This window comes from Brachybacterium halotolerans subsp. kimchii (genome assembly GCF_020792675.1).
Lineage (GTDB): Bacteria > Actinomycetota > Actinomycetes > Actinomycetales > Dermabacteraceae > Brachybacterium > Brachybacterium halotolerans.
The window spans coordinates 324,933-349,476 of record NZ_CP086254.1; the positions used below are offsets into that span (position 1 = coordinate 324,933).

General features: G+C 73.5%; 24 protein-coding genes and 1 tRNA gene. 20 read left to right on the forward strand and 5 right to left on the reverse strand.

Features of this window, described 5'->3' with window-relative positions:
* The first annotated feature begins 135 nt into the window (after positions 1–135).
* From Bra3105_RS01490 to Bra3105_RS01520, 7 genes are all read left to right on the forward strand, one after another.
* Positions 136–1,536, forward strand: coding sequence for a glutamate-5-semialdehyde dehydrogenase (locus Bra3105_RS01490; protein ID WP_228358326.1), 1,401 nt, complete (start codon positions 136–138; stop codon positions 1,534–1,536).
* Positions 1,537–1,637: 101 nt separating this feature from the next.
* Positions 1,638–1,859, forward strand: a complete 222-nt coding sequence (locus Bra3105_RS01495; RefSeq protein WP_152352815.1) for a hypothetical protein — start codon at positions 1,638–1,640, stop codon at positions 1,857–1,859.
* Between the two features lie 3 nt (positions 1,860–1,862).
* Positions 1,863–2,471, forward strand: a complete 609-nt coding sequence (gene nadD / locus Bra3105_RS01500) for a nicotinate-nucleotide adenylyltransferase (protein ID WP_152352816.1) — start codon at positions 1,863–1,865, stop codon at positions 2,469–2,471.
* Complete coding sequence (locus tag Bra3105_RS01505) at positions 2,464–3,654, forward strand: hypothetical protein (protein WP_228358327.1); 1,191 nt, start codon at positions 2,464–2,466, stop codon at positions 3,652–3,654. Before nadD ends, Bra3105_RS01505 begins: the two co-directional genes overlap by 8 nt.
* Positions 3,651–4,025, forward strand: a complete 375-nt coding sequence (rsfS, locus tag Bra3105_RS01510; protein ID WP_152352818.1) for a ribosome silencing factor — start codon at positions 3,651–3,653, stop codon at positions 4,023–4,025. The genes Bra3105_RS01505 and rsfS overlap by 4 nt, the downstream gene beginning before the upstream one ends.
* Complete coding sequence (locus Bra3105_RS01515; protein ID WP_228358328.1) at positions 4,022–4,657, forward strand: histidine phosphatase family protein; 636 nt, start codon at positions 4,022–4,024, stop codon at positions 4,655–4,657. Before rsfS ends, Bra3105_RS01515 begins: the two co-directional genes overlap by 4 nt.
* 73 nt (positions 4,658–4,730) lie before the next feature.
* Positions 4,731–4,803, forward strand: a tRNA-Ala gene (locus Bra3105_RS01520).
* A gap of 124 nt (positions 4,804–4,927) precedes the next feature.
* Here Bra3105_RS01520 and Bra3105_RS01525 read toward each other — a convergent pair.
* Positions 4,928–5,956, reverse strand: coding sequence for a pyridoxal-phosphate dependent enzyme (locus Bra3105_RS01525; protein WP_228358329.1), 1,029 nt, complete (start codon positions 5,954–5,956; stop codon positions 4,928–4,930).
* Between the two features lie 288 nt (positions 5,957–6,244).
* On the opposite strand from Bra3105_RS01525, the gene Bra3105_RS01530 reads away from it, so the two are divergent.
* The 4 genes from Bra3105_RS01530 to Bra3105_RS01545 all read left to right on the forward strand — a co-directional run bounded on the left by Bra3105_RS01530 (position 6,245) and on the right by Bra3105_RS01545 (position 10,633).
* Positions 6,245–7,450, forward strand: a complete 1,206-nt coding sequence (locus Bra3105_RS01530; protein WP_228358330.1) for a sensor histidine kinase — start codon at positions 6,245–6,247, stop codon at positions 7,448–7,450.
* Entirely contained in the window at positions 7,447–8,109 is a 663-nt protein-coding gene (locus Bra3105_RS01535; RefSeq protein WP_228358331.1) for a response regulator transcription factor, read from the forward strand. The genes Bra3105_RS01530 and Bra3105_RS01535 overlap by 4 nt, the downstream gene beginning before the upstream one ends.
* A 179-nt stretch (positions 8,110–8,288) precedes the next feature.
* Positions 8,289–8,666, forward strand: coding sequence for an SHOCT domain-containing protein (locus Bra3105_RS01540; RefSeq protein ID WP_228358332.1), 378 nt, complete (start codon positions 8,289–8,291; stop codon positions 8,664–8,666).
* A 233-nt stretch (positions 8,667–8,899) separates the two neighbouring features.
* Entirely contained in the window at positions 8,900–10,633 is a 1,734-nt protein-coding gene (locus Bra3105_RS01545) for a diflavin oxidoreductase (protein ID WP_228358333.1), read from the forward strand.
* Positions 10,634–10,682: 49 nt separating this feature from the next.
* Here the strand turns inward: Bra3105_RS01545 and Bra3105_RS01550 are convergent, their stop codons facing one another.
* The gene (locus Bra3105_RS01550; protein ID WP_228358334.1) at positions 10,683–11,189 is read right to left on the reverse strand and encodes a DUF6314 family protein; all 507 of its coding nucleotides are present in this window, start codon (positions 11,187–11,189) and stop codon (positions 10,683–10,685) included.
* Positions 11,190–11,579: 390 nt separating this feature from the next.
* Here Bra3105_RS01550 and Bra3105_RS01555 point away from each other — a divergent pair, with 390 nt between their 5' ends.
* From Bra3105_RS01555 to Bra3105_RS01580, 6 genes are all read left to right on the forward strand, one after another.
* Positions 11,580–13,112 carry an MDR family MFS transporter gene (locus Bra3105_RS01555; protein ID WP_228358335.1) on the forward strand — a complete coding sequence of 511 codons (1,533 nt, stop codon included), beginning with the start codon at positions 11,580–11,582 and terminating at the stop codon, positions 13,110–13,112.
* 34 nt (positions 13,113–13,146) lie between these two features.
* Positions 13,147–13,992 (forward strand): HAD family hydrolase, encoded by an 846-nt coding sequence (locus Bra3105_RS01560; RefSeq protein ID WP_228358336.1) that lies wholly within the window; start codon positions 13,147–13,149, stop codon positions 13,990–13,992.
* 95 nt (positions 13,993–14,087) lie between these two features.
* Positions 14,088–15,134, forward strand: coding sequence for an FAD-dependent oxidoreductase (locus Bra3105_RS01565; RefSeq protein ID WP_267062059.1), 1,047 nt, complete (start codon positions 14,088–14,090; stop codon positions 15,132–15,134).
* Between the two features lie 185 nt (positions 15,135–15,319).
* Positions 15,320–16,093: a siderophore-interacting protein gene (locus tag Bra3105_RS01570; RefSeq protein ID WP_267062061.1), complete on the forward strand. Its 774-nt coding sequence runs from the start codon at positions 15,320–15,322 to the stop codon at positions 16,091–16,093.
* 9 nt (positions 16,094–16,102) lie between these two features.
* On the forward strand, positions 16,103–16,762 hold the full coding sequence (locus Bra3105_RS01575) for a DNA-3-methyladenine glycosylase I (protein ID WP_228358338.1): 660 nt from the start codon (positions 16,103–16,105) through the stop codon (positions 16,760–16,762).
* Between the two features lie 236 nt (positions 16,763–16,998).
* The gene (locus Bra3105_RS01580; RefSeq protein WP_228358339.1) at positions 16,999–18,315 is read left to right on the forward strand and encodes an O-acetylhomoserine aminocarboxypropyltransferase/cysteine synthase family protein; all 1,317 of its coding nucleotides are present in this window, start codon (positions 16,999–17,001) and stop codon (positions 18,313–18,315) included.
* A 61-nt stretch (positions 18,316–18,376) separates the two neighbouring features.
* On the opposite strand, the gene Bra3105_RS01585 is transcribed toward Bra3105_RS01580, so the two are convergent.
* Positions 18,377–18,589, reverse strand: a complete 213-nt coding sequence (locus Bra3105_RS01585; RefSeq protein WP_152352831.1) for a hypothetical protein — start codon at positions 18,587–18,589, stop codon at positions 18,377–18,379.
* 92 nt (positions 18,590–18,681) lie between these two features.
* Positions 18,682–20,166, reverse strand: coding sequence for a phytoene desaturase family protein (locus tag Bra3105_RS01590; protein WP_228358340.1), 1,485 nt, complete (start codon positions 20,164–20,166; stop codon positions 18,682–18,684).
* A 245-nt stretch (positions 20,167–20,411) separates the two neighbouring features.
* Between Bra3105_RS01590 and Bra3105_RS01595 the strand changes: the two genes are divergently transcribed.
* The 3 genes from Bra3105_RS01595 to Bra3105_RS01605 are packed head-to-tail and all read left to right on the forward strand — an operon-like array spanning position 20,412 to position 22,721.
* Positions 20,412–20,867 carry a hypothetical protein gene (locus Bra3105_RS01595; protein WP_200500832.1) on the forward strand — a complete coding sequence of 152 codons (456 nt, stop codon included), beginning with the start codon at positions 20,412–20,414 and terminating at the stop codon, positions 20,865–20,867.
* The gene (locus Bra3105_RS01600) at positions 20,864–21,901 is read left to right on the forward strand and encodes an HTTM domain-containing protein (RefSeq protein ID WP_228358341.1); all 1,038 of its coding nucleotides are present in this window, start codon (positions 20,864–20,866) and stop codon (positions 21,899–21,901) included. Before Bra3105_RS01595 ends, Bra3105_RS01600 begins: the two co-directional genes overlap by 4 nt.
* Positions 21,902–21,956: 55 nt before the next feature.
* A complete protein-coding gene (locus tag Bra3105_RS01605) occupies positions 21,957–22,721 on the forward strand; it encodes a PIG-L deacetylase family protein (RefSeq protein ID WP_228358342.1) in 765 nt (254 codons plus the stop codon).
* Between the two features lie 9 nt (positions 22,722–22,730).
* On the opposite strand, the gene metG is transcribed toward Bra3105_RS01605, so the two are convergent.
* Positions 22,731–24,524 carry a methionine--tRNA ligase gene (metG, locus tag Bra3105_RS01610; protein WP_228358343.1) on the reverse strand — a complete coding sequence of 598 codons (1,794 nt, stop codon included), beginning with the start codon at positions 24,522–24,524 and terminating at the stop codon, positions 22,731–22,733.
* Positions 24,525–24,544 lie beyond the last annotated feature (20 nt).

Here is a 24,544-nt window from a genome sequence, read left to right on the forward strand (position 1 = left end):
ACGCCGCCGTTGCGACCGGGCTGCGCCGGTGCTCGCGACCGTAGCACCGCGCAACGTGACTCCGCGCACGTCCAGGGACGTCCAGAAGGGGAGCGGGCCTGCCTCGGGGAGGGGCCGGCGGCCTAGTGTGGAGGGATGGACGAGACGACTTCGACGCCCGCGCCCACGCCCACCTCTGCTCCCAGCGCCCCCGGCTCTGCTGCCCCCGGCTCTGCGGCGTCCGGCTCCGCCGCGCCCGGCGCCGCCCCCGATGTCGAGGAGGCGGTCCTCGTCGCCGCCCGGCGCGCCAAGGACGCCCAGCCCGCGCTCGCCACCCTCACCCGCGAGCGCAAGGACCAGGTGCTGCGCTCCATGGCCGACGCCCTCGTCGCGCGCGCCGGGGAGATCGTCGCGGCCAACGCCCAGGACATCGCCGAGGCCGACGCCGCCGGCATCGAGGCGGGACTGCGCGACCGCCTCCTCCTGGACGAGGACCGCGTCGCCACCATCGCCCAGCAGCTGCGCGACGCCGCCGCCCTGCCCGACCCGATCGGAGAGGTGGTCCGCGGCGGGCTGCTCGCCAACGGGCTCGAGCTGCGCGAGGTTCGCGTGCCCCTCGGCGTGATCGGCATGATCTACGAGGCCCGCCCGAACGTCACCGTCGACGCCGCCGGGCTCTCGCTCAAGGCCGGCAGCGCCGTGGTGCTCCGCGGCGGGTCCGCCGCACTGCACTCGAACACCGCCCTCATCGCCGTGCTGCGCGACGTCCTGGAGGAGCAGGAGCTCCCGCGGGACCTCGTCGTCGGCATCGACGAGCACGGGCGCGCCGGGGCCGACGTCCTCATGCGCGCCCGAGGACTCGTCGACGTGCTCATCCCGCGCGGCGGCGCCGGGCTGATCCGGCGCGTCGTCGACAACGCGAAGGTCCCGGTGATCGAGACCGGCACCGGCACCACGCACGTGTTCATCGACGCCAGCGCCGACCTCGCCAAGGCCGCTGCGATCGTCGAGAACGCGAAGACCCAGCGCATCGGCGTGTGCAACGCGCTGGAGACGCTTCTCGTCCACCGGGACGTCGCCGAGGAGGCTCTCGCCGCGATCACGGAGGTCCTCGCCCCGCACGGCGTCACGCTCCATGCGGACGACGCGGCCCGCGCGATCCTCACCCGGGACGACGCCGGCGATGCGCCGGCGGTGCTTCCCGTGGTCCCCGCGACCGAGGACGACTGGGCCGCCGAGTACCTCTCGCTCGATCTCGCGGTGCGCGTGGTCGACGACGTCGAGGCGGCCATCGCCCATATCCGCCGCTGGTCCTCCGGGCATACCGAGTCGATCATCACGTCGGACCTCGCCTCGCAGCGACTGTTCACGACGGCCGTCGACTCGGCCGTGGTGATGGTGAACTCCTCGACCCGCTTCTCCGACGGCGCCGAGTTCGGCTTCGGCGCGGAGATCGGCATCTCCACGCAGAAGCTCCACGCCCGCGGGCCGATGGGCCTGCAGGAGATCACCTCCACCAAGTGGATCGTCATCGGCGACGGGCACGTGAAGCCCTGAGGACCTGCTTGAGAAACCGCGCACGACCCGGCCGCGCCCGGGTCCGGGGAGCGCTCGGCTATGGGATGATGTGAGGGTTCACGTCATCGAAAGGTGCACACATGCTCGACCACGTCCTGATCCTCGCCGAGGGCGGCTCGCACGCCTCCGAGGGCGGCGTCCCCCCGATCCTCGTCGGCGGCGCCATGTTCCTCGGCCTGCTCATCCTGCTGGGCATCACCTACCTGTTCAGCGGCCAGAACCAGCGCCCCGCGAAGACCCGCACCGGTGCTCGCGCGCACACGGCGCAGGAGAGCGCCTCGACGGACGCGCGTCGGCACTGACGCATGGAGGGGCAGCCTCGCCGGATCGGCGTGATGGGTGGGACGTTCGACCCGATCCATCACGGCCACCTGGTCGCCGCGAGCGAGGTGCAGAGCGTCTTCGGGCTCGACGAGGTCATCTTCGTGCCCACGGGGCGGCCGTGGCAGAAGTCGGACAAGGTCATCTCCGACCCTGAGCACCGGTACCTGATGACGGTCGTCGCGACGGCCGCGAACCCTGTGTTCACGGTGTCCCGCGTGGACATCGACCGTCCGGGCGCGACCTACACGATCGACACCCTGCGGGATCTGCAGCGCATGCATCCCGACGCGGACCTGTTCTTCATCACCGGTGCGGACGCCCTGCAGTCCATCCTCACCTGGAAGGACACCCGGGAGATCTTCGAGCTCGCCCACTTCGTGGGCGTCACGAGGCCGGGCCATGAGCTCGAGACCGAGGGCCTGCCCGCGGACCGGGTGACGCTCATCGAGGTCCCCGCGATGGCGATCAGCTCGACCGACTGCCGCATCCGGGTCGCCGCCGACCAGCCCGTCTGGTACCTGGTCCCGGACGGCGTGGTCCAGTACATCAACAAGTACGCCCTGTACACAGGAGGTGAGGGCGGTGAGTGACAACGACGCCCCGCAGGCGCCGCGGCGCCACGGTCGACGTGCCCGCCAGCTGACCCCCGAGGAGACCGCCGAACAGCGGGCCCTCGCCGCCCAGCACACCGGCGAGCTCCCGGCCACCGGCGACGACGGCAGCTCCGCTCCGGAGGCCGACGCCGCTGTCGGCACCTCCGCCCCGGGGGCCGACGGCTCGTCCTCCGAAGGGACGTCGCCGGATGCTCCGTCGACCGATGATCCGTCGACCGACGGACCGTCGCCCGACGGACCGTCGTCCGGGGGATCCTCCGACGAGGCCTCCGCGGTCGAGGGGGCCCACGGCGCCGACGGAGATGCCGACGCCCCCGGCGCTGACGCCGTGGCTGCCGACTCCGCAGCCGGCGATCCCGCAGCCGGCGATCCCGCGGCTGCCGATCCCGCGGCTGCCGATCCCGAGTCGGCCGACAGCACGACCTCGCGCACCGATGCCGCCGGGCCGACGTCGGGCGCACCCCACCATGCGGCGTCCACCGCCGGTGCCGGTGCGCACGGCAGTTCCACCCGGACGGGAGCGCTCCCGGCGGGCCGGCCGTCCTCGCGCGGTGCGATGGCCGCGCCGACGGCCGACACCCCCGTCCCGAAGCTCCGCAAGTTCGGCAAGCGGGCCCGGATCATCGAGGTCGAGCCCGAGGAGCCGAGCCCGTCGGCCGCCCCCGCGCCGACCGCCGACGCGGACACCCACGCCCCGGATGCCGAGCGTGCGAGCGTCTCCGACGACGCGGGCGCCCCGTCCCAGGGCACGACGAACGAGGCCGCGACGAACCAGGCCGCGACGAGCGAGGACGCGAGCACCTCGACTCTGACAGTCGATCGCGACGCCGACGGCGTCGAGCTCGGTGAGATGGGCGTCGGCGAGGCGCCGGGTCCCAAGCCCGCCCCCCGCTTCGAGGGCCGCGTGCTGAACCGTCCCGAGCAGGGGCGCGGCAAGCCGCTGCTGTGGGTCGTGTGGGTGCTCATCGCCCTCGCGATCATCGCGCTCGTGGTCCTGCTGGCCACGGGCGTCCTCGGCCCCGGGACCGACCAGGCCCTGGCCGCCCCGCTCGGGGCCCTGCACTCCGACGTCCTTCCTTCCGACACCCTGCACGGAGCGGCGTCCGCCGCCTCTGCCTCGACTGCCGTCCCCACCGACCTGGAGGTCACCTCCGCGTGAGCGCTTCGCCCGAATCCCTCGACCTCGCCCGTGCCGCCGCGCACGCGGCCGCCGACAAGCTCGCCGAGGAGATCATCGGCCTGGACGTGTCCGAGCAGGTCGTGATCACCGACGTGTTCGTGGTCTGCAGCGGCTCCTCCGAGCGCCAGGTCAGCGCCATCGTCGGCGGCATCGAGGGTGACCTCATCAAGGAGCACCGCCGCAAGCCTCTGCGCCGCGAGGGCGAGCGCGACGCCCGCTGGGTCCTGCTCGACTACGGCGACGTCGTCGTGCACGTCCAGCACGCCGAGGACCGCGCCTTCTACGCGCTCGAGCGCCTGTGGCGGGACGCGCCCGTCGTCGACCTGCAGGTCGAGGGCGCCGGCGCATGAGCGATCCCCGCAGCCGCCTGCTGCTGGTGCGGCACGGGGAGACCGACCACAACGTCCAGGGGCGCCTGCAGGGACAGGTCGACATCCCGCTGAACGAGACCGGCCGCGAGCAGGCCCGAGCGGTCGCGCACGCGCTGTCCCGCCACAGCTTCGACCTCGTCATCAGCTCGCCGCTGACCCGCGCCCGCGACACGGCCCGCGCGATCGCCGACGCGGTCGGTGCGGCCGAGGTGGAGACCGAGGCCGCCTTCATCGAGCAGAGCTTCGGGAAGTGGGAGGGCCTCACCGGCGAGGAGATCCACGAGGGCTGGCCCGAGCTGCACGCCCAGTGGCGCGCCGGCAGGACCGTCCCGGGCATCGGCATCGAGGACCGCGAGAGCGTGGGGGAGCGGTTCGCCGTCGCCGCCCGGACGCTGATGGCGGAGAACCCCGGGGCGATGATCCTCGTGGTCTCCCACGGCGCTGCGATCCGCGCCGGGATCACCACCCTGATCGGCCTGGACGCGAGCGCTTTCCACGGCATCGGGGGCATGGGCAATTGCCACCGCAGCCTGCTCGAACCGCTGCACTCCGACCCCACGGGGAAGGCGATGAGGTTGCTGTCACACAACGTCCCGGCCGATTTCGCATGAGCTGGCCGAGGTTGTAGACTCGTCGAGTCGCAAGGCCGGACCGAGAGGTCAGAGCCGGATCGGCACCCAGTACGGGGCTATGGCGCAGTTGGTAGCGCGCTTCCATGGCATGGAAGAGGTCAGGGGTTCGAATCCCCTTAGCTCCACTCGAGAAACCGTGAGACAGTGACTCGTCACGAAGGCCCCCACCGGATGGTGGGGGCCTTCGTCGTGTCCGGGACGCTCGTGGGGCGGCCGGACCGGACGTCGACCGTCGACCCCGCGGCCCCGTCACTGCTCGAGATCGAGCTCCCGGAGCACGTCCGCCGGCACCAGTGACTCGGGCTCGTCGACCTCGAAGCCGTTCTCGCGCATCCATGCATCGTCGAAGAGCTTCCCGAGGTACCCGCGCCCGTGATCGGGGAGCAGGGCGACCACCACCGCGTCGGACGGCAGCTCCCGGGCCGTGCGCAGGGCGGCGACCACGGCCATGCCGCTCGAGCCGCCCACCAGCAGACCCTCCTCGCGGGCGAGGCGGCGCGCCATCGCGAAGGACTCCGCGTCGGGGACCCGCTGGAGGCCGTCGACGACCTCGGGGTGGAAGGTCTCGGGGACGAAGGTGACGCCCACGCCCTCGATGAGGTTCGCGTGGATCTGCTCGGGATCAGCGGGGTCCGCCGAGTAGATCGACCCCTCCGGATCCGCGCCGATCACCTGCACGCGACCACCGGAGGCCTCCTTGAGGAAGCGTCCCGCTCCGCTGATGGTGCCGCCCGTGCCGATGCCGGCGACGAAGTGCGTGACCGCGCCGTCCGTGTCGCGCCACACCTCCGGTCCCGTGGTCTGGAAGTGCGCGAGCGGGCCGTTCTGGTTCACGAACTGGTTGGGCTGGAAGGCACCGGGGATCTCGCGCGTCAGCCGATCGGCGACGCTGTAGTAGGAGCGCGGATCCTCCTTCGCCACCGCGGCCGGCGTCACCACGACCTCGGCGCCGTAGGCCGTGAGCACGGCGCGGCGGTCCGGTCCCACCTTGTCCGGCACCACGAAGACGGTCCGGTAGCCACGCTGCTGGGCGACCAGGGCGAGGCCCACGCCGGTGTTGCCGCTCGTGGGCTCGACGATCACGCCGCCCGGGCGCAGACGGCCCTCCCGTTCGGCGGCGTCGATGATGGTGCGGGCGATGCGGTCCTTCGAGGATCCGCCGGGGTTGAAGTACTCGACCTTGACCAGGACGGTCGCGTCGATCCCCTCGGTGACGCGCTGCAGGCGGATCAGGGGAGTGGAGCCGATGAGATCGGCCGCGGACTGGGCGTAGTGCACGAGTGGTGTCCTCTGGACGGGGTGCGGCGGACGGCGTCGACGCCGCACGGTGGTCGATGGATCGTCGGGCGCGCTCGGCGGGGAACGCGGGCGCGCTCGGGCCGAGCGCAGGCGCTCAGGGACGACAACGACAGGTCAGCACGGCGTCACCGTAGCCCGCCGCGACCGCGTGAGGCAATCGGAGCGCTCCGGCCCGGCGGCTCGTGGCCTGGTCTGCTCCCTCGGGAGCACCGGCGCATGCTCCCGGGGGAGGACGACCCGGCGCACGCTCCGGCGTAGCCTTCGAGCATGCGCGCGAGAGACGGGGCGGATCCCGCGCCCCGCACCCGGGGACGACGGGGTCCGGGGCGCGTCGTCGCTCTGCTCCCCGCCCTGGTCGCGCTCCTGATCCAGGTGCCGCCGACGCTCGCCATCGGCGTGTGGACGGAGACGGCCCCCGCGCTCGTCGCTGCGCGGACCGCGGCGGCGGCCCTCTCGGCTCTCGCCCTGCTCGCGATCTGGACGCGTCCCGGGCCGACGGTGATCGTGATCGCGCCGCTCGCGCTCGTCCTGCTGTTCCTGCCGCCGCCCTTCGGCCCTCCGCCGGTCGCGCTCGGCATCGCGCTCGTGATCGCGCTGGTGCGCGCCGCCCCCGTGTGGGCGCTCGCGACGGCGTGCACGACCTGGGCGGTGGGCGTCGTGCTCGCGGAGCTGCTGTGGCCCTCGGGAGCACCCCAGCGGATCATCGCCGGAACGGTGATCCTGGCCGTCTGCCTCGGCGTCGGCATGGGCATCCGCTCGCGCGCCGAGCGGATGCGGAGGCGGGAGGCGCTGCTCGAGCAGCGGCGGCGCGAGGCGGAGCAGGCCGAGCGCGACCAGATCGCCCGCGAGCTGCACGACGTCCTCTCCCACTCGCTCTCCCAGATCTCCGTGCAGTCGGGGATGGGACTCCACCTGTTCGACAGGGACCCGGCGAAGGCCCGCGAATCCCTCGGGAACATCCGCCGCCTCGCGGGCGGCGGCCTCGAGGAGGCCCGCGGCGTGCTCGCGACCCTGCGCGGAGAGGAGGCGCCGCTGACCCCCGAGCCGCAGCTCGCGGACCTCCCCGCGCTCCTCGATCAGCACCGGGGGCTCGGTCTCGCGATCACGCTGGACAGCGACCTGGACGGCGTGGACCCCCTCGGCACGGAGCCCGACGGCACGGAGCCTCGCGCCGCGGACGCTCCGGCGGGCCGCACCCAGGCGACCGCCGTCCGGATCGTCCGCGAGGCGCTCACCAACGTGGTGCGGCACTCCGGGGCGGAGACGGCCGAGGTCCGGCTGCGGCGCGAGGGCGGCGCGCTCCGGATCGACGTCGCCGACGACGGCGTGGGCACCGCGCTCGCTCATCCGGGGGCGGGGATCCGCAGCATGAGGGACCGCTCCGAGCTGCTCGGAGGCACCCTCTCCCTGGGGCCCGGTCCGCAGGGACGCGGGACGGTCGTCACCGCGAGGCTTCCCTGGGGGCAGACATGATCCGCGTCGCGATCGCCGACGACCATCAGCTCGTGCGCGGCGGCTTCCGCGCGCTGCTCGATGCCGAGGAGGACATCGAGGTCGTCGTCGAGGCGGCGGGCGGTCGGGAGCTGCTCGCGGCGCTGCGTCGGACCCCGGTGGACGTGGCCCTCGTGGACATCCGGATGCCGGAGGGCGACGGGCTCTGGGCCACGGAGCAGATCGCCGCCGATCCCGCGCTCCGCGCGGTGCGCGTGGTGATCGTGACGACCTTCGAGCTCGATGAGTACGTGGTGCGGGCGATCCGCGCGGGCGCCGCGGGCTTCCTGGTCAAGGACACCGAACCCGCTGATCTGATCCGTGCCGTGCGGGTCGTGCACGACGGCGGCGCGCTGCTCTCGCCCGGCATCACCCGACTCCTCCTGGACCGCGCGGCCGGGGGCCTGCGCGAACGCCCGGACCCGACCGCGCTCGGCGAGCTCACCGAGCGTGAACGGGAGGTGCTGCGCCTGGTCGGGGAGGGACTGAGCAACGAGGAGATCGCCGGCAGGCTCGTGCTCTCCCCGCTCACCGCGAAGACGCACGTCTCGCGGATCATGCAGAAGGTCGGCGCCCGTGATCGCGCGCGCCTGGTCGTCCTCGCCTACGAGACGGGCCTGGTGCGCCCCGGCTGGAGCTGATCAGGTCCGGCTGGAGCCGGCGAGGTCCGTCTCGAGCTGGTGAGGGGCCCGGCGCGCGGCGTCTGCTCCCGGGGGAGCAGTCGGAGTGTCTCCCGGGGCGGGATGTGCGGAAGTCCCGTGGCCGGTTCGCTGGAGGCATCGGGTCGCCGCAGGTGCGGCCCCTGTCGGAAGGACATGCCATGCACACCGCGATCACCACCGCACTCACCGCGACGCCCGCCGCCCCTCTGCTCGCCGACGGCGGAGCGGGACCCTGGGGCGCCCATCCCGTCGGCCCCTTCTTCCTGCTCGCACCGCTGTTCTGGCTCGTGATCCTCGTGGTCGCGGTCGTGCTGCTCACCCGCGGGCGCCGGCGCTGGTCCGCCGAGCGCCACGAGGAGCGCGAGCAGCGCCGGCTCGAGGAGCGAGCGCGTCGGGCCGACGAGGCCCTCACGCCGCTGCGCCGGGCCGAGCTGACCCTCGCCGAGCGCTTCGCCCGGGGAGACCTCGAGGAGGCCGAGTACCGCAAGCGGCTCGAGGTGCTGCGCGCGAGCGCCGCCCTCACCGAGCGGAGCTGAGCGAGGACTCGGGGGCCTCGTGGGGGACACGCCGGGGTCGACGCGATCGCTGACCCCGGCGGGACCGCCCGGGCAGAGGGTGTGACCCACGGCATCCGCAGTGCTCCGCGGGGATCCGTAGGCTGGAGTCACGCCCCACGAGGAACGGAACTCCGTCTGCCCTGGAGGCGATCGCCACGACCCGCTGGACCACCACCGCCGCCGCCCACGAGACCGGCCGGAGCGCGCAGCCCGTGCTCCACGTGCTGTATGCCTCCGAGACCGGGAACGGCGAGGAGCTCGTCGAACGCGTCGCGCCGCCCGCCGCCCGCGCCGCCGGCATAGGCGTGCGCGTGCGCGAGATCGACGCCGTGTCCCTCGAGGAGCTCGCGCAGATGCGCTGGGCGCTGTTCGTCGTCTCCACCACGGGTCAGGGCGATGTCCCCTACGACGTCGGAGAGCTGTGGGACGCGCTGATCGCCGCGGACGCGCCGGAGCTCGACCAGCTCCGCTTCGGGGTCCTCGCCCTCGGAGACCGGGTCTACGCGGACTTCTGCCAGGCCGGCATCGAGTTCGACGACCGCCTCGCCGAGCTCGGCGCGCAGCGCCTCGTCGAGCTCGTCACCTGCGACTACGACTACGAGACGCCCGCCTCGCGCTGGCTGCGCGAGGGGATCGACGCGGTCGCCCGCGACATGGCCGGGGCCGCCGGAGGAGCGGACGCCGGGGAGCCGACGGGCGCGGATCCGGGCCCGAGCGATCCCGGTTCCGCGCCCGCCGGCCCCCAGGACGTGGAGCCCGAACCGCTGCGGATCCCCGACCCTGCGGCCCGGACCGACGGGACCGCGATCGTCGAGGACGTGCGGGTGCTCACCGACAGGGACCCCGATCGGGAGATCCTGCACTGCACCCTCGCGCTGCCGCCGGCGCTCGCGGCCGCGGGACCCGACGGCGACGGACCGCCCTGGCGCGTCGGCGACTCGCTCGATCTGCTCGAGCCCAACGACCCGCGTCTCGTGGCCGCCGTGCTCGACCGGCTGCGGATCGATCCGGACCAGGTCGTGGAGGACGGGACGACGAGCATCTCCGCCGCGCGTCTGCTGACCGAGCGGCTCGAGCTGCGCCAGCTGCCGCGATCGCTGGTGGAGGCGATCCAGGAGCGCACCGGGGACGACGCCCTCGGACGCCTGCTCGCCGCGCGCGCCACGGACTTCGAGCGCTGGCGATGGGGACGCGACCTGCTCTCCGTCCTCGAGGACGTTCCGCAGCTGGAGGCCGACGCCGAGGACCTCGCGCGGTGGCTGCGCCCGCTGCAGACGCGCGCCTACTCGATCGCCTCGAGCCCGAGGGTGGACGCGGGCCGCGTGGACCTCACCGTGCGGACCCTCCGGTACGAGCGGGCCGGCAGGATCCTCGAGGGCACCGCGAGCGGCGCCCTGTCCCGGCTCGCCCGGAGCGCGGGGGAGGAGCCCGACGGGAACCCGTCCCGGGAGGTCCTCGTGCGGCACCGGCCCGCACCGGGATTCCGTCTGCCCGACGATTCGTCGGCCGATCTGGTGATGATCGGCCCCGGCGTGGGCGTCGCACCGTTCCGCGGCTACCTCCAGGAGCGCAGCGCGCGCGGCGACACGGGCCGCAGCTGGCTGCTGTGCGGGATCCGCGAGCGCACGACGGACCTGCTGTACGCACGGGAGCTCGAGGCATGGCGGGACGAGGGCGTGCTCACGCGACTGGACGTCGCCGAGTCCCGGGCGGCGGACGGAGCCGAGTACGTCCAGCACACGATGGATCGACTCGGCCCCGAGCTCTTCGCATGGATCGACGGAGGAGCGCATCTGCACGTGTGCGGCGATGCGCGCGAGATGGCGCCCGCCGTGCGACTCGCCCTGCGCGCCGTCGCCTCCCGGGAGCTCGGCTCCCCGGAGCGGGGCGCGGCCTGGGTGGCGCGGCTCCAGGCCGAGCACAGGTACCGGGAGGACGTGTACTGAGCCCGGGCGGCGGCGCCACGGATCCGCGGAGCCTCGGGCTTGCGGAGCCTCAGGCCTGCGGAGCGGTGAGGACGCTGCGGATCGTCATGTCCTTGGCCGGACCGGTGACCTCCCAGGTCACGTGCCATTCGCGCTCGTCCCGGATCTCGACGAGGCCGTCGTAGCGGTCCTCGCCGCAGGGGTGCACCACGGCCCGTCCGGGCGTCCAGGGGTGGAAGTCCCGGCCGTCGGCGAACAGGACCATCCAATCCTCGTCCGGGGAGGCCGCGCCGCGCTGCCCATCGAGGGGGCGGGCACGGCGCTCGATGAGGAGCTCGCGTCGCACGGGGATCGGCCGAGCATCCGCGGCGCCGCGGACGAGCACACCGCTCTCGCTCCAGACGATGCGACCGTCCTCGCGCATCGAGATCTCGGTCGTCCCGGTCACCTGCAGGATCTCGCGGGACAGGCGGTCCTCGATGCGGCGGTTCAGCAGCCAGTCGCCGAGGAGCGCCAGCGGGCTCGCACCCGGCGATGTCCGAGGGGTCGGCCGGAGGTCATGCCGCGGGTCGCTCACCCGTCGAGGCTATCGAGGGCGTTGCGGAGGCGACAACATCGGTCCGGCGCCCTCCCCACGGAGCGTGCGCTCACCGTGGCGAGCGCGGCCCGAGGTCGGACGCGTCCTCGGAGAAACCCCCGTGACGCGAGGGGCCCCGGACCGCGATACTCGTGGACGGGGCGATCGGCATCCTCGGTCCGGACCACGGGAATACCGCCCGATCCGCCGACGTTGCCCGGAGTGCCGCTCGCGTCGACGCCAGGCGCCGGTCCACGGCGTCCGCCGTCGGCCTCAGCGCTCCCGCCCTTCCCGCAGGGCCGTCGGCCCCGCCGATCCGGCCGCGGGCCCTCGACGACCCACCGGCGCCCCTCGCCCGCGAGCGCGCCGCCGCCCTGACCCAGGAGTCCCATGTCCTCGCACGAGACCGCGCCCTCCCCGCAGCCCGCCGCGCCGCCGGCCACGGGCATCGATCCCCAGGGCATGCGCGTCATCTGGCTGCTACTGGTCGCCGCCTTCGTGGCGATCCTCAACGAGACCACGATGGCGATCGCGATCCCGCACCTGAACAACGACCTGGGCATCGCCCCGGAGAACGGGCAGTGGCTGACCAGCGGCTTCATGCTCGTGATGGCCGTGGTCATCCCCACCACCGGCTTCCTCCTGCAGCGCTTCACGACGCGCCAGGTGTACCTCTTCGCCATCAGCGCGTTCTCCCTGGGCACGCTGATCTGCCTGCTCGCGCTCGGCTTCCCGATGCTGCTGCTGGGCCGCGTCGTGCAGGCGGTCGGCACCGGCATCATGATGCCGCTGCTGATGACCACGATCATGAACGTCGTGCCCGCGCACTCGCGCGGACGCATGATGGGCCGCGTGGGCCTCGTGATCTCGCTGGCCCCCGCCATCGGCCCGACCCTCTCGGGCGCTGTCCTGGACACCCTGGGCTGGCGCTGGCTGTTCGGGATCGTGCTGCCGATCGCGCTCGTCGCCCTGCTGCTCGGCGCCCGCTGGATGACCAACCTCGGGGAGACCCTGCGCGCCCCGCTCGATGTGCTCTCGGTGATCCTCTCCGCCCTCGCCTTCGGCGGCCTCGTCTACGGGCTGAGCCTGCTGGGCTCGGCGCACGAGACCGCGGGCGGCGGCGGAGCGAGCGCGACCATCCCTGGCCTGGGGACCCAGGGCACGGCGATCGTCCTGATCGTCGTCGCCCTCGTGATCCTCGCCCTCTTCTGCCTGCGCCAGATCTCCCTGCAGCGCGCCGACGACGCCCTGCTGGACCTCCGGGTCTTCCGCTCGCGCACCTTCACGCTGGCCGTGATCATCATGGGCGTCGTCGCGATGGCCATGTTCGGCACGCTCACCCTGCTGCCGCTGTACCTGCAGAACGTCGCGGGACTGGACGCCCTCATGTCCGGCCTGATCCTCATGCCCGGCTCGATCCTCATGGGACTGCTGGGGCCCGTGATGGGCCGCGTGTACGACGCCAAGGGCCCGCGCGTCCTCCTCGTGCCCGGCACGATCGTGGTCGCGGGCGCCCTGCTGTTCTACTCGACGGTGGGCGAGGACACTGCGTGGCCCGTGCTGATGATCGTCCAGACCCTCATGTCCGTGGGCCTCGCGATGACCTTCACGCCGCTGTTCTCCGCCTCGCTCGGCTCGCTCCAGCGCCGGCTGTACTCCCACGGGTCGGCCGCGCTGAACACGCTCCAGCAGGTGGGCGGCGCGGCCGGCGTCGCCGTCCTCATCGGCCTGTACTCCTCGATCCTCCATCAGGGGGAGGCCGACGGCCTCTCGACCGCGGCGGCCGGCGCCCCGGGAGCGCGGGCGGCCTTCCTCGTCGCGGGACTGATCGCCCTGGTGCCCGTGGTGCTCGCCTGGTTCATCCGCGCACCCGAGGAGGCCGAGGAGGAGCCGCAGCAGATCCCCGTCGAGTCGGCCGCCTGAGCGGCGCGACGTCGCGGACCGCAGAATGGACGGCATGACCAGCGCAGCCTCCGCACCGCCCGAGCGCTCCGCCCCCACCGCGCGGACCCTCGGCCTCGATCTGGACGCGACGCTCATCCACGGGCCGCTGGGGACCGTGATCGCGGACCTCGATGCGCAGGTCGCGCGCGAGCAGGGGATCGTGGGCCTCCACGACCAGGTGATGGCCGAGGCGCAGCGCCTGTTCGCCGAGGACCCCGCCGCGGCCTACGACTGGCAGGCGACCCTCGCCCGGGTGGCTCGCGAGCGCGGTGCCCGGCTGCCGTTCGACATCGTCGAGCGACTCGAGGAGGTGGCTCCCGCGCGCACCCGACTCCTCGAGGAGGATGCGCCGGAGGTGCTGCGGGCGCTGAAGGCAGACGGCTGGCGACTCGTGGTGATCACCAACGGGTGGCGCCGCTATCAGGTGCCGGCGCTGCGGGCCGTCGGCCTGCTCGACCTCGTCGACGACCTCGTCACCGCCGACTCCGCCGGTGCCCCGAAGCCCGATCCGGTGATGTTCGCGAGCGCCCTGACGGGTGCGCGCAGCGGCGCCGGACCCCTCGTCCACCTCGGGGACCGGCTCGACGACGACGTGCTCGGCGCCCATCGCGCGGGCGGCGCGGCGGTCCTCTACTGCCCCTCGGCGCCCGCCGAGCTCCAGGGGCCGACGGATCCTGCGCCGGCGGCCCCGCCCGGCACGTCGCCCGAGCGCGAGGACCCCTTCTCGGAGTTCTTCCGCGACCTCGCCGCGCGTCAGCAGGCGCGCGTGGACCCCGCCGATCCGCTCGCTCGCCCCGATGCGGTGATCTCCGGGATCAGGGATCTCCCCGCCGCGCTCCGAGCACTGGCGCTCCCGTGAGCGAGCAGCCCGTCCCGTCCGACGGGCCCGTTCGGTCCGCCCCTCTCGCCCGTCCGGTTCAATCCGACGAGCCCTCCCTGCGCGAGGCGGACGTGGTGGTCATCGGCGGGGGACAGGCGGGACTCAGCGCCGGCCACCACCTGCTGCGCCGCGGCGCCGACGTGATCATGCTCGACGCCGAGGACGGGCCCGGTGGCGCCTGGCGACATCGCTGGGACTCGCTGACCATGGCGACGGTCAACCACATCGCCGACCTCCCCGACATGCCGCAGGGCACCGTCGCCGAGTCCGAGAGCGCGAACACCGCGGTCCCCGCCTACTTCGCCGAGTTCGAGCGGCGGGACTCCCTCCCGATCGAGCGGCCCGTCCGCGTGACCTCCGTGCACTCCGAGGATCCGGACGCGGGAATCGACTCCCCGCTGCGCGTCGACAGCGTGGACGGGGAGGGGAGGGCGCTCACGCCGATCCGCACGCGCGCGATCGTGAACGCGACCGGCACCTGGAGCAACCCGTTCGTCCCCTTCGTGCCGGGGATCGGCACCTTCCGCGGCCGCATGCTGCGCACCGTCGACTACCCCGGCGCCGCGGCCCTCGCCGGGCGGCGGGTCGGGATCGTCGGCGGCGGGATCAGCGCCACCGGCTTCCTCGCCGAGCTCAGCGAGGTCGCGACCACCTTCTGGTACACGCGCCGGGAGCCGGTCTTCCGCGAGGGCGGGTTCACCCCCGAGATCGAGGGCCGCGCGGCCGTCGCGATGGTCGAGGAGCGCGTGGCGCAGGGACTCGCCCCGCTCAGCGTGGTCTCCGTGACCGGACTGCCCTGGAGCCCGGCCCTCGCGGCCGCCGACGCCCGGGGAGCTCTCGCGCGCCGACCGATGTTCACGCGCGTCGTGCCCGAGGGCGTGATCGAGGCCGACGGCACCACGACGCCCCTGGACGTCCTGCTCTGGGCGACCGGCTTCCGCGCGGCCCTGGACCACCTGGCGCCGCTGCACCTGCGCGCCCCGGGCGGCGGCATCCGGATGGACGGCACCCAGGTCGCGGACGACCCTCGCATCCACCTCGTCGGCTACGGCCCCAGCTCCTCGACCATCGGCGCCAACCGCGCCGGCCGCGCCGCCGCCCGGCACCTCCTGCGCAGCTGACGTCCCGTCCGGAACCGGCCCCGATTTAACGCAAGGGACGTGTGGCGATAATCCCTCGGCCCTGCAGGGGGTCGGCGGTCTGCCGTACTGTCGGAGGCATGAGCGACGCCACAGGATCCGGGACCGCAGCACCTAACCCCAGGGACCGGGGGAAGCGGCCCCCGCGCCCCCAGGCGGTCCTCCAGGTGATCGGCAAGCAGCGGATCACGCCGAACCTGCTGCGCGTGATCGTCGGCGGAGACCAGGTCAGCGTCCTGAACGACAACGACTCGACGGACAAGTACCTCAAGCTCCTGCTCCCGCAGCCGGGCAGCGGCCTGCAGCCGCCCTACGACATGGAGGGCCTGCGCGAGACCTCGCCCGAGACCCTGCCGTCCCGCCGCACCTACACGGTGCGCTCGTGGGACCGCGAGAAGCAGCTGCTCGCGCTGGACTTCGTGCTCCACGGCGAGGGCACGATCGACGGGATCGCGGCCGCCTGGGCGGACGCCGTCCTGCCCGGCGACGTGGTCGCCGCGAACGGCGCCGGCGGCGGCTACGCCCCCGACCCGGAGACGGGCTTCCACGTGCTGATCGGCGACCACTCGGCGCTGCCCGCCATCGCCTCCGCCCTCGAGACCATGGAGCCCGCGGCCCGCGGCATCGCCCTCGTCCAGCTTGATCGCGCGGAGGACCAGCAGGACCTCGAGCACCCCGAGGGCGTCGAGCTTCGCTGGCTGATCGGCGACCGCGAGCAGCTGGTCACCGAGACCGAGGGCCTGGACCTCCCGGCCGACGGCCTCCAGGTCTTCGCCCATGGGGAGCGCGGCATCATCAAGCGGATCCGTCGGAACCTCGTCAAGGAGCGCGGCATCGACCGCTCCCTCATCTCGATCTCCGCCTACTGGGCCGCCGGCCGCGTCGAGGACCAGTTCCAGGCCGAGAAGCGCGAGCCCGTCGGCCGCATCGACGAGGACTGACCCCACCGCATGAGCGATCCGAGCGAGGACCTCGTCGTCGGCGAGGACGGCCTGGCCCGCCCCGTCTGGGCGAGCCGCCACGAGGACCTGTGCGAGTACTACGACACCGAGTGGGGCATGCCGCGGCGCACCGAGGCCGAGGTGTTCGAGCGCCTCGCGCTCGAGGGGTTCCAGTCCGGCCTCTCCTGGGCCACGATCCTGCGCCGCCGCGCCGGATTCCGCCGCGCCTTCGCGGACTTCGCCCCCGAGGCGGTCGCCCGCTTCGAGGAGGCCGACGTGGAGCGCCTGCTCGCCGACGAGGGCATCATCCGCCACCGCGGCAAGATCGAGGCGACCATCGCCAACGCCCGCGCGACCCTCGCCCTGCGCGAGGCCGAGGGGATCGGCGCCCGCGGCGAGCTGCCGCGCGGCTCGACCCTCGCCGATCTGGTCTGGAGCTACCGGCCGGGGACGAGCCCTGCGCCGCGCACCGCCGCCGAGGTGCCGACGACCTCCGCCGAGTCCCGAGCGCTCGCGAAGGAGCTCAAGGCCCGCGGATTCCGGTTCGTGGGGCCGACCACGATGTTCGCGCTCATGGAGGCGCTCGGCGTGGTCGACACCCACCTGCTGGGCTCCCACCGCCGCGGCAGCTCGGGCCTCTGGGACGAGACTGGCGCGCGTCGAGCCTGACCTGACCGGCGCGCGTCGAGCCTGACCGGCTCAACTCGAGCCTGAACCGCGCGAGACGCGAGTCCTGAGCCCCGCCCGCGCGAGACGCGAGTTCCGAGCCCGACCGCCAGGTCCGGTGCGCGGGGACCGCATGCGCGGTCATACGTGGTCACACTCCTGGGCGCCCGACCCGTGTGCGCGCGAGAGTGGCCGGGAGCGGCGTCCTCGGCCCCGTCGGCCGCTCGGGAGGAGAGGTCATGTCCACGACATCGGTGCACGCGGGCTGGGACGCGCGCGACGCCCACGGCTCGGTCGTCCCCCCGATCTATGCGACCAGCGCCTACGCCCACAGCGGCCACGCCTCTCTCAAGGCCCTCTTCGCCCGGGAGAGCGAGGGCTTCGCCTACTCCCGCTCCGGGAACCCCACCACGGCCGTGCTCGAACAGCGGATCGCCGCTCTCGAGGGCGGGATCGGCGCGATCGCCGTGGCGAGCGGGCAGGCGGCCACCACGATCGCGCTGTGCGCCCTGCTGGAGCCGGGCACCCACGTCGTGGCCTCCTCCCGCCTCTACGGCGGGACCACGGAGTTCCTCGGCGACACCCTCGTCGACCTGCAGGTGAGCTGGAGCGCCGTCGACCCCTGGAACGTCGACGCCTGGCGCGCCGCGATCCGCCCGGAGACCCGCGTCGTCCTCCTCGAGTCGATCGCCAATCCCGGGGCTGAGCTGGCCGACCTCGATGCCATCAGCGCGATCGCCCACGAGCACGGCGCGGTGGTGGTCGTCGACTCGACCCTCGCGAGCCCCGCCCTCTACCGTCCCGGCGAGCACGGGGCCGACGTGGTGGTGCACTCGGCCACCAAGTACCTCGCCGGTCACGGCACCACGATCGCCGGACTCATCGTGGACACCGGCTCCTTCGACCCGCGCCGATGTCCCGAGCGCTGGCCGCGCCTGACCACACCCAACGAGCGCTTCCACGTGACCTTCGCCGACGAGTACGAGGCCGGCGGCGCCGGACTGCTGGGCTTCGCCCGGGCCAAGTACGTCACCGACTTCGGCGCCACCCTTCCCGCCCAGAGCGCCCGCGACGTGCTCGTGGGCATCGAGACCCTCGACCTTCGCCTGGAGCGCATCAGCGCGCACGCCGAGCAGATCGCTCGTAGCCTGCAGGGCGCGGAAGGAATCGCCCGTGTGAACCATCCGTCGGCCCCCGGTCGCGCCGACGCGCACCTCGCCGCGCGCGACTTCCCACGCGGCACCTCGGGAGTGTTCTCGATCGACCTCGAGGGCGGGGAAGCAGCGGCCGCCGCCTTCTGCGATGCCCTGAGCGTCTTCACCCTCGCCGTGAACATCGGCGACGTCCGCTCCCTGGTCTGCCACCCGGCGACCACGACGCACTCGCACCTGAGCATGGAGCAGCGGGCGGCCTGCGGGGTGGGCGAGGGCACGGTGCGCCTCAGCATCGGCCTCGAGGACGTGGACGATCTGCTCTCGGACCTGCAACGGGGCCTCGCCGCCGCGCGGACGGCGCGCGACGCGGGACCGAGCGGCGCGGAACCGGGCGACGCGTAACAGGGAGATGTGGAACCGGGAGACGCAGCACCGACGGACGCGCCGGGTCGCGCCTCGGTGCTCAGCGGCGCGGGCGCTTCCCGCTCGCGAACTGCTTGACGCGCCCGAACCAGCCGCCGCCGCTCACGGCGTGCCCGACCCCGCCGCCTACCGCATGCCCTGCGGAGGCGCCGAGGATCCGGTCGTTGCAGCGCTCGCACAGCACGCGCCCCGTGAACGACCTCCGGGCGCGGCCGCGGATCACTCTCCTGCACTGTTCACATCGCTGAGCCATGCCACGAGTGTGCCCCAGTGGGGCAGATCCGTCGAACGCGCCGCGTGCCTCGACCGGTCGGCTCGCTGGGAGTGCGCAGGGTCCCCGCGCTGTCAGACGCCCGGGCCGATGTCGGGGGCCCGACGGATCCCGAAGCGCTCGTGCAGGACGCGCCGCGCGGCGAAATGGCCGTTGAGGCCATGGACCCCGGGGCCCGGAGGCGTCGCGGACGAGCACAGGAAGTGGCCGTCGTCCGAGAGCCGGTAGGGGTCCCACACCGCGCGGGGCCGCGCGATCATGCGGTACATCGTGATCGTCCCCATCGCGATGTCGCCACCGACGATCGCCCGGTCGTGCTCGCCCATGCGCGCGGCGGGGATGCCCCGCGCGGCGACGATCGTGTCGCGGAATCCGGGGGCGCTCGCCTCGATCTGCGCGATCACGGCCTCGGTGGGATCCTCCATGCCGCCGACGGGCACGTGCGCGTACGCCCAGATCGGCCGCAGACCGCCGACCTCGCGGGAGGGATCGGCGACCGCCGGATCGCTCACGAGCACCACGGGACGCTCGGGGATGCGGCCCGCGAGCACCTGGTTCTCGGCCGCGGCGATCTGCTCCCTGGTGCCGCCCAGGTGCACGGTCCCCGCGCGGCGCACGTTCGGATGCGCCCACGGGATCGGCCCGCTGGTCACCAGATCCACCTTCGCCGCCGCTCCCGCGTGCCCGAGGCCCCGCAGGCCGCGGGCGGTGCGGCGGGGGATCGTGCGGCCGAGGATCCGCGCGGCGTCGTCGGCGCTCGTGTCCAGGAGCACGGCGCGCGCGGGCGGAAGATCCGCGAGCGATCGCACGGGGCGGCCTGCGATCACGCTGCCGCCGTGGGCTCGCAGGTCCTCGAGCAGGGCGTCGGCGATGGCCTGGCTGCCGCCGACTGGGATCGGCCAGCCGCCCGCGTGCGCGAGCGCGGCCAGGAGCAGGGAGACCCCGGCGCCGGCCAGCGAGGGCAGGGGACTGATGCCGTGCGCGGCGACCCCGGTGAGCAGGGCCCGCGCCCTCTCCGTGTGCAGGGGCGCGTCCCAGGCCCGGGTGCCCTGCTGCAGCACCCGCAGCCCGTACCGGGCGCCGGCCACGAGCCCGGCGGGGGAGAGCACCTCCGAAGGGATCGAGCGCTTGTCGCCGAGAGCGAGTGCGGTGACGGCGTCGGCATGTCGGGCGAGGGGCTCGAACATGCGGCGCCACGAGGGTCCGTCGGGCCCGAGCCCCTCGACGGTGCGCTCGAGGTCGTGCCAGGCGATGCCGGCATCACCGCCCGGCAGCGGCTGGGCGTAGGAGACCTCGGGCACGATCGTGCGCACGCCGCGCGCCGCGAGGTCGAACTCGCGCAGGAACGGGCTCGCGAGCGCCATCGGGTGCACGGCCGAGCAGATGTCGTGGACGATCCCGGGGGCCAGGCCGAGGTCGAGCGTGCGGGAGCCGCCGCCCAGGGTCTCCTCGGCCTCGAGGACCTGGACGCTCAGCCCCGCACGGGCGAGGGTGACCGCCGCCGCGAGCCCGTTGGGCCCTGAGCCGACGACCACTGCGTCCAGCGAGGGGGAAGCCATGCTCGAAGCCTAGTGGTCGGGGCAGGGGCGTCGCGCGCGGACCCCGGAGGTCCAGGTCGTGGGGCGTGATCGGCGTGGGGTTCGGCCCGGCCGCGTCCGCGTTCCCTATCGTGGGCGCAATGACCGAAGATCCCGCGTCCCCTCGCGATCGGCCCACCGGGCGGAGCGCCGATCAGCACGATGATCCGGGGATCGGCCCCTCGACGGCCGGGATGCCGGAAGCCCCCGGCGGCACAGTGCCGCGTGTGCGGCGGACGCGTGTGGGGCGCATGGGCCCCGTGGGCCTCGCCTGGCGGATCCTCGCGATGGCTGCGGGACTGGCCGTGCTGACGGCCGCTCAGATCGGACACACCGACGACCTCTTCCCGTTCAGCGCGATGGCCATGTTCGCCCAGCCCCGCGACCCGGACGGCGTCGTCGACGACACCTGCCTCGAGGGCACCCGCGAGGGCAGCGACGAGGTCCTCCCGATCAGCTTCCCCGACGCCGGCATCGCGCGCTCCGACGTGGAGGGGAACCTGCGCGGGATCCGCGAGGACCCCCAGCGCCTCGCCCCGCTCGCCCGGGCCGTCGACGCCCACCACCCGGACGAGCCGCAGCTGACGAGCCTCACCGTCTGCAGCGACCGCTACCACCTGCGTTCAGGCGCGCCCGACGGGCCGCCCGAGCACGTCACCCTGGTCACCTGGGAGGCGCGATGAGCACGGCGACCTCGACGGGCGCGAGCACGCCGCCCCGCGCACGGCGAGGGACAGAACGACTGCTCGATGTCCTCGCCCCTGCGATCCCCCTCGCGCGTCTGGAGGTGATGCGCCGTCTGATCAGCGCGTTCGTCGTCTTCGACGTGCTGCTGGTCTCGAACGACGTGATCGGCCACGCGGCGAACCCCGAGTACTTCCGGCCCACGGCGCTCGCCCGCCTCCTGCACCTGCCCGCGGTGACGCCGGTGCTGGGCTGGGGACTGCTGGTGGTCATCCTCGCCTCCGGGGCTCTGGGCGCCCTGGGGCGCGCGCCGCGCGCGAGCGGAGCGGTGCTCGCCGTGAGCTTCTGGATCTGGATGCTCTACTCCCAGGGCTACGGCTACATCAGCCACGACCACGTGGCGCTCATGGTCGCCGTGGCCGTGCTGCCCACCGCCGGCATCGCGGGGGCACGGGCCGACCGGGTGGACGGGGTCGACGGGTTCGGTGGGGTCGGTGGGGCCGACGCAGGAGTGCTCTCCCGGCAGGCGGGCTGGGCGCTGCGGTGCATCCAGCTCGCCGTGGTGCTCACCTACTTCTATTCGGTGCTCGAGAAGTCGGTGATCTCCGGGTCCCCGGCGACCTGGGCGAACAGCGCAGTGTTCGCCTTCGCGTTCATCCGCCGCGGCGCCCCGTGGGTGCAGTGGATGCTGGACGTGCCCGGGCTGTTCCGTCCGGCCCAATGGGCGCTCATCGCCCTCGAGACCATCTCTCCGCTCGCGCTGTTCCTGCGGGGGAGGAAGCTCTACGCGCTGATCGGCGTCTTCCTCGTCTTCCATCTCGCGACGTTCGTGGCGCTCGGGATCCACTTCCTGCCCACGGTGGTGTGCTGGGCGGCGTTCCTGCCGCTCGAGCGGATCACGGCGCGACTGCGCCGATGGGCCGGGCGCCGTCGCGCTGCGCGAGCCGACGCTGCGCGAGCCAGCGCTGCGCGAGCCGGCGCTGGGCGCGCGGGCGCTCCGGATCCCTCCCGCGCGGGAGTCGAGCCCGAGTAGCCTCGGAGCCCGGGCGGCCCGACGCTTCGCCGCCCGTCGACCGAGGGGAGTCCTCATGCCCAGTCACCAGGCCGACCGCGCCCTGCCGACGCTTCCCGACGAGGACGTGCGCCGTGCGCTCTGCGTGGTCGCGCACCCCGACGACATGGAGTACGGGGCGTCCGCCGCGGTGCACCGCTGGACCGCGCGCGGCGTCGAGGTCACCTACCTCCTGCTCACCGCGGGGGAGGCGGGCATGGCGGAGGCACCGGAGGTCGTCGCCCCGCTGCGCGCCCGCGAGCAGCGGACCGCCTGCACGACGGTGGGCGTCGAGGATCTGCGGATCCTCGCCCATCCCGACGGCATGCTCGAGCCCTCGCTCGACCTGCGGCGCGACGTGGCCCGCACCGTCCGCGACGTGCGCCCGGACCTCGTGCTCACCACGACCTACGAGGTCGAGGCCTACGGCTCCCTGAACCAGGCGGACCACCGCGCGGCCGGGACGGCGGCGGCCGACGGCACGCGCGACGCCGCGAACCCCTGGGTGTTCCGCGAGCTCGGCCACGACGGGTATCGACCGTGGCAGGCCCGCGCCCTGATCGTCGTCGGCCACTCGCGGCCGACCCACGCGATCCCCGTCGGCCCCGACGACGCCGCGGCGTCGATCGCCTCGCTGCGCAGCCACGAGGCGTACCTCGCGCACGTCACCGGGCACCCCGCGCCCGAGGAGCTCATCCCGCGCGCCCTGCAGGAGGGCGGCGCGCAGAGCGAGGGCGGCGGGCTCGCCGTCACCGCCCGCGTCTTCGACCTGGGAGGGCTCGGAGGCTCGACGGGGCAGTGACCCGTCGGGTCAGGCCTCGGGGTCGAGCCGCTCGAGCTCCTCGTCGACGACCTTCGGGTCGAGCTTGGTGAAGATCGGCGAGGGCTTCGCGACCGGGCGACCGGTCTCGACGTCGCGGTGGCCCCATGCGGGCACGTCCGTGTAGTCGCCCGTGATGATCGCGTAGGAGGGGCCGCCGTCCAGGTCCTCGACCTCGCGGGCCTCGGGCAGCGGGGCGATCTGCCGGTCCCCGCCGAGCGCCCGCTCGACCGCGTTCGCGGAGAACGGGAGGAACGGGGCGAGCATGGTGTTGAGGTCGGTGACGGCCTGCGCAAGCACGTGGAGCACCGTGTGCAGGCGCTCCTGCTGCTCGGGGGCCTTGAGCTTGAAGGGCTCCGTCTCCGAGACGTAGCGGTTCGCCTCGCCCACCAGGCGCATGGCCTCGGCGATCGCGGCGCGCTGCCGGTGGGCCTCGATGAGGGAGCCGACGGACCGGAAGCCGCCCTCAATCTGGGACAGCAGCGCTCGGTCGACGTCCTCGAGCTCGCCCGCGGCGGGGATCTCGCCGACGTTCTTCGCGATCATCGCGGCCGTGCGGTTCACGAGGTTGCCCCAGCCGGCGACGAGCTCGTTGTTCGTGCGCGAGACGAACTCGGACCAGGTGAAGTCAGCGTCCTGGTTCTCCGGGCCCGCGGCGGAGATGAAGTAGCGCACCGCGTCGGGCTGATAGCGCTCGAGCATGTCGCGCACGTAGATGACGATGCGCTTGGAGGAGGAGAACTTCCGGCCCTCCATGGTGAGGAACTCGCTCGAGACGACCTCGGTGGGCAGGTTCAGCTTCCCGAAGCGGCCGGGCTCGCCGCCCTTGTCGCCCTCGCCGTTCTGGGCGATGAGCTCCGCCGGCCAGATCTGCGAGTGGAAGACGATGTTGTCCTTGCCCATGAAGTAGTAGGTGAGGGCCTCGGGATCGTTCCACCAGCGGCGCCACGCCTCCGGATCGTCCTGGCGCCGCGCCCATTCGATGGAGGCGGAGAGATAGCCGATCACGGCGTCGAACCACACGTAGAGGCGCTTGGTGGGCTGGTCCTCCCAGCCCGGCACCGGGATGCCCCAGTCGATGTCGCGGGTCATCGCGCGCGGCTTGATGTCCTGGAGGATGTTCTGGCTGAAGCGGATCACGTTCGGACGCCACAGACCGGTCGCCTCGCGCTCGTCGAGCCAGCGGCCGAGCTCCGCCGCGAGCGCGGGCAGGTCCAGGAACCAGTGGGTGGTCTCGATGAACTCCGGGGTCTCGCCGTTGATGCGGGAGACCGGGTCGATGAGGTCCGTCGGATCCAGCTGGTTGCCGCAGGTGTCGCACTGGTCGCCGCGCGCACCGGGCGCGCCGCAGATCGGACACGTGCCCTCGATGTAGCGGTCGGGCAGGGTGCGGCCGGTCGACGGCGAGATGGCGCCGGAGGTGGTCTGTTCGATCATGTAGCCGTTGTCGCGCACGACCTCGAACATCTCCTGCACCACCGCGTAGTGGTTGCGGGTGGTGGTGCGCGTGAACAGGTCGTAGCTGAGGCCCAGGGCGACGAGGTCATCGACGATGATCCGGTTGTTGCGGTCGGCGAGCTCGCGGGCGGTCACGCCCTCCTTGTCGGCCTCGACCAGGATCGGGGTGCCGTGCTCGTCGGTGCCGGAGACCATGAGCACGTCGTGGCCCGCCATGCGCATGAAGCGCGAGAAGACGTCGGAGGGGACGCCGAAGCCGGCGACATGACCGATGTGGCGGGGACCGTTGGCGTACGGCCAGGCGACCGCGGACAGGACTGTGCTCATGGGACGCAAGTCTACGGACA

What these genes read in the sequence shown, in the direction of transcription:
- Bra3105_RS01490 (WP_228358326.1), top strand. Translation starts at nt 136, where the DNA reads ATGGACGAGACGACTTCGACGCCCGCGCCCACGCCCACCTCTGCTCCC.
- Bra3105_RS01495 (WP_152352815.1), top strand. Translation starts at nt 1,638, where the DNA reads ATGCTCGACCACGTCCTGATCCTCGCCGAGGGCGGCTCGCACGCCTCC.
- nadD (WP_152352816.1), top strand. Translation starts at nt 1,863, where the DNA reads ATGGAGGGGCAGCCTCGCCGGATCGGCGTGATGGGTGGGACGTTCGAC.
- Bra3105_RS01515 (WP_228358328.1), top strand. Translation starts at nt 4,022, where the DNA reads ATGAGCGATCCCCGCAGCCGCCTGCTGCTGGTGCGGCACGGGGAGACC.
- Bra3105_RS01530 (WP_228358330.1), top strand. Translation starts at nt 6,245, where the DNA reads ATGCGCGCGAGAGACGGGGCGGATCCCGCGCCCCGCACCCGGGGACGA.
- Bra3105_RS01535 (WP_228358331.1), top strand. Translation starts at nt 7,447, where the DNA reads ATGATCCGCGTCGCGATCGCCGACGACCATCAGCTCGTGCGCGGCGGC.
- Bra3105_RS01540 (WP_228358332.1), top strand. Translation starts at nt 8,289, where the DNA reads ATGCACACCGCGATCACCACCGCACTCACCGCGACGCCCGCCGCCCCT.
- Bra3105_RS01555 (WP_228358335.1), top strand. Translation starts at nt 11,580, where the DNA reads ATGTCCTCGCACGAGACCGCGCCCTCCCCGCAGCCCGCCGCGCCGCCG.
- Bra3105_RS01560 (WP_228358336.1), top strand. Translation starts at nt 13,147, where the DNA reads ATGACCAGCGCAGCCTCCGCACCGCCCGAGCGCTCCGCCCCCACCGCG.
- Bra3105_RS01575 (WP_228358338.1), top strand. Translation starts at nt 16,103, where the DNA reads ATGAGCGATCCGAGCGAGGACCTCGTCGTCGGCGAGGACGGCCTGGCC.
- Bra3105_RS01580 (WP_228358339.1), top strand. Translation starts at nt 16,999, where the DNA reads ATGTCCACGACATCGGTGCACGCGGGCTGGGACGCGCGCGACGCCCAC.
- Bra3105_RS01585 (WP_152352831.1), bottom strand. Translation starts at nt 18,589, where the DNA reads ATGGCTCAGCGATGTGAACAGTGCAGGAGAGTGATCCGCGGCCGCGCC.
- Bra3105_RS01590 (WP_228358340.1), bottom strand. Translation starts at nt 20,166, where the DNA reads ATGGCTTCCCCCTCGCTGGACGCAGTGGTCGTCGGCTCAGGGCCCAAC.
- Bra3105_RS01600 (WP_228358341.1), top strand. Translation starts at nt 20,864, where the DNA reads ATGAGCACGGCGACCTCGACGGGCGCGAGCACGCCGCCCCGCGCACGG.
- Bra3105_RS01605 (WP_228358342.1), top strand. Translation starts at nt 21,957, where the DNA reads ATGCCCAGTCACCAGGCCGACCGCGCCCTGCCGACGCTTCCCGACGAG.
- metG (WP_228358343.1), bottom strand. Translation starts at nt 24,524, where the DNA reads ATGAGCACAGTCCTGTCCGCGGTCGCCTGGCCGTACGCCAACGGTCCC.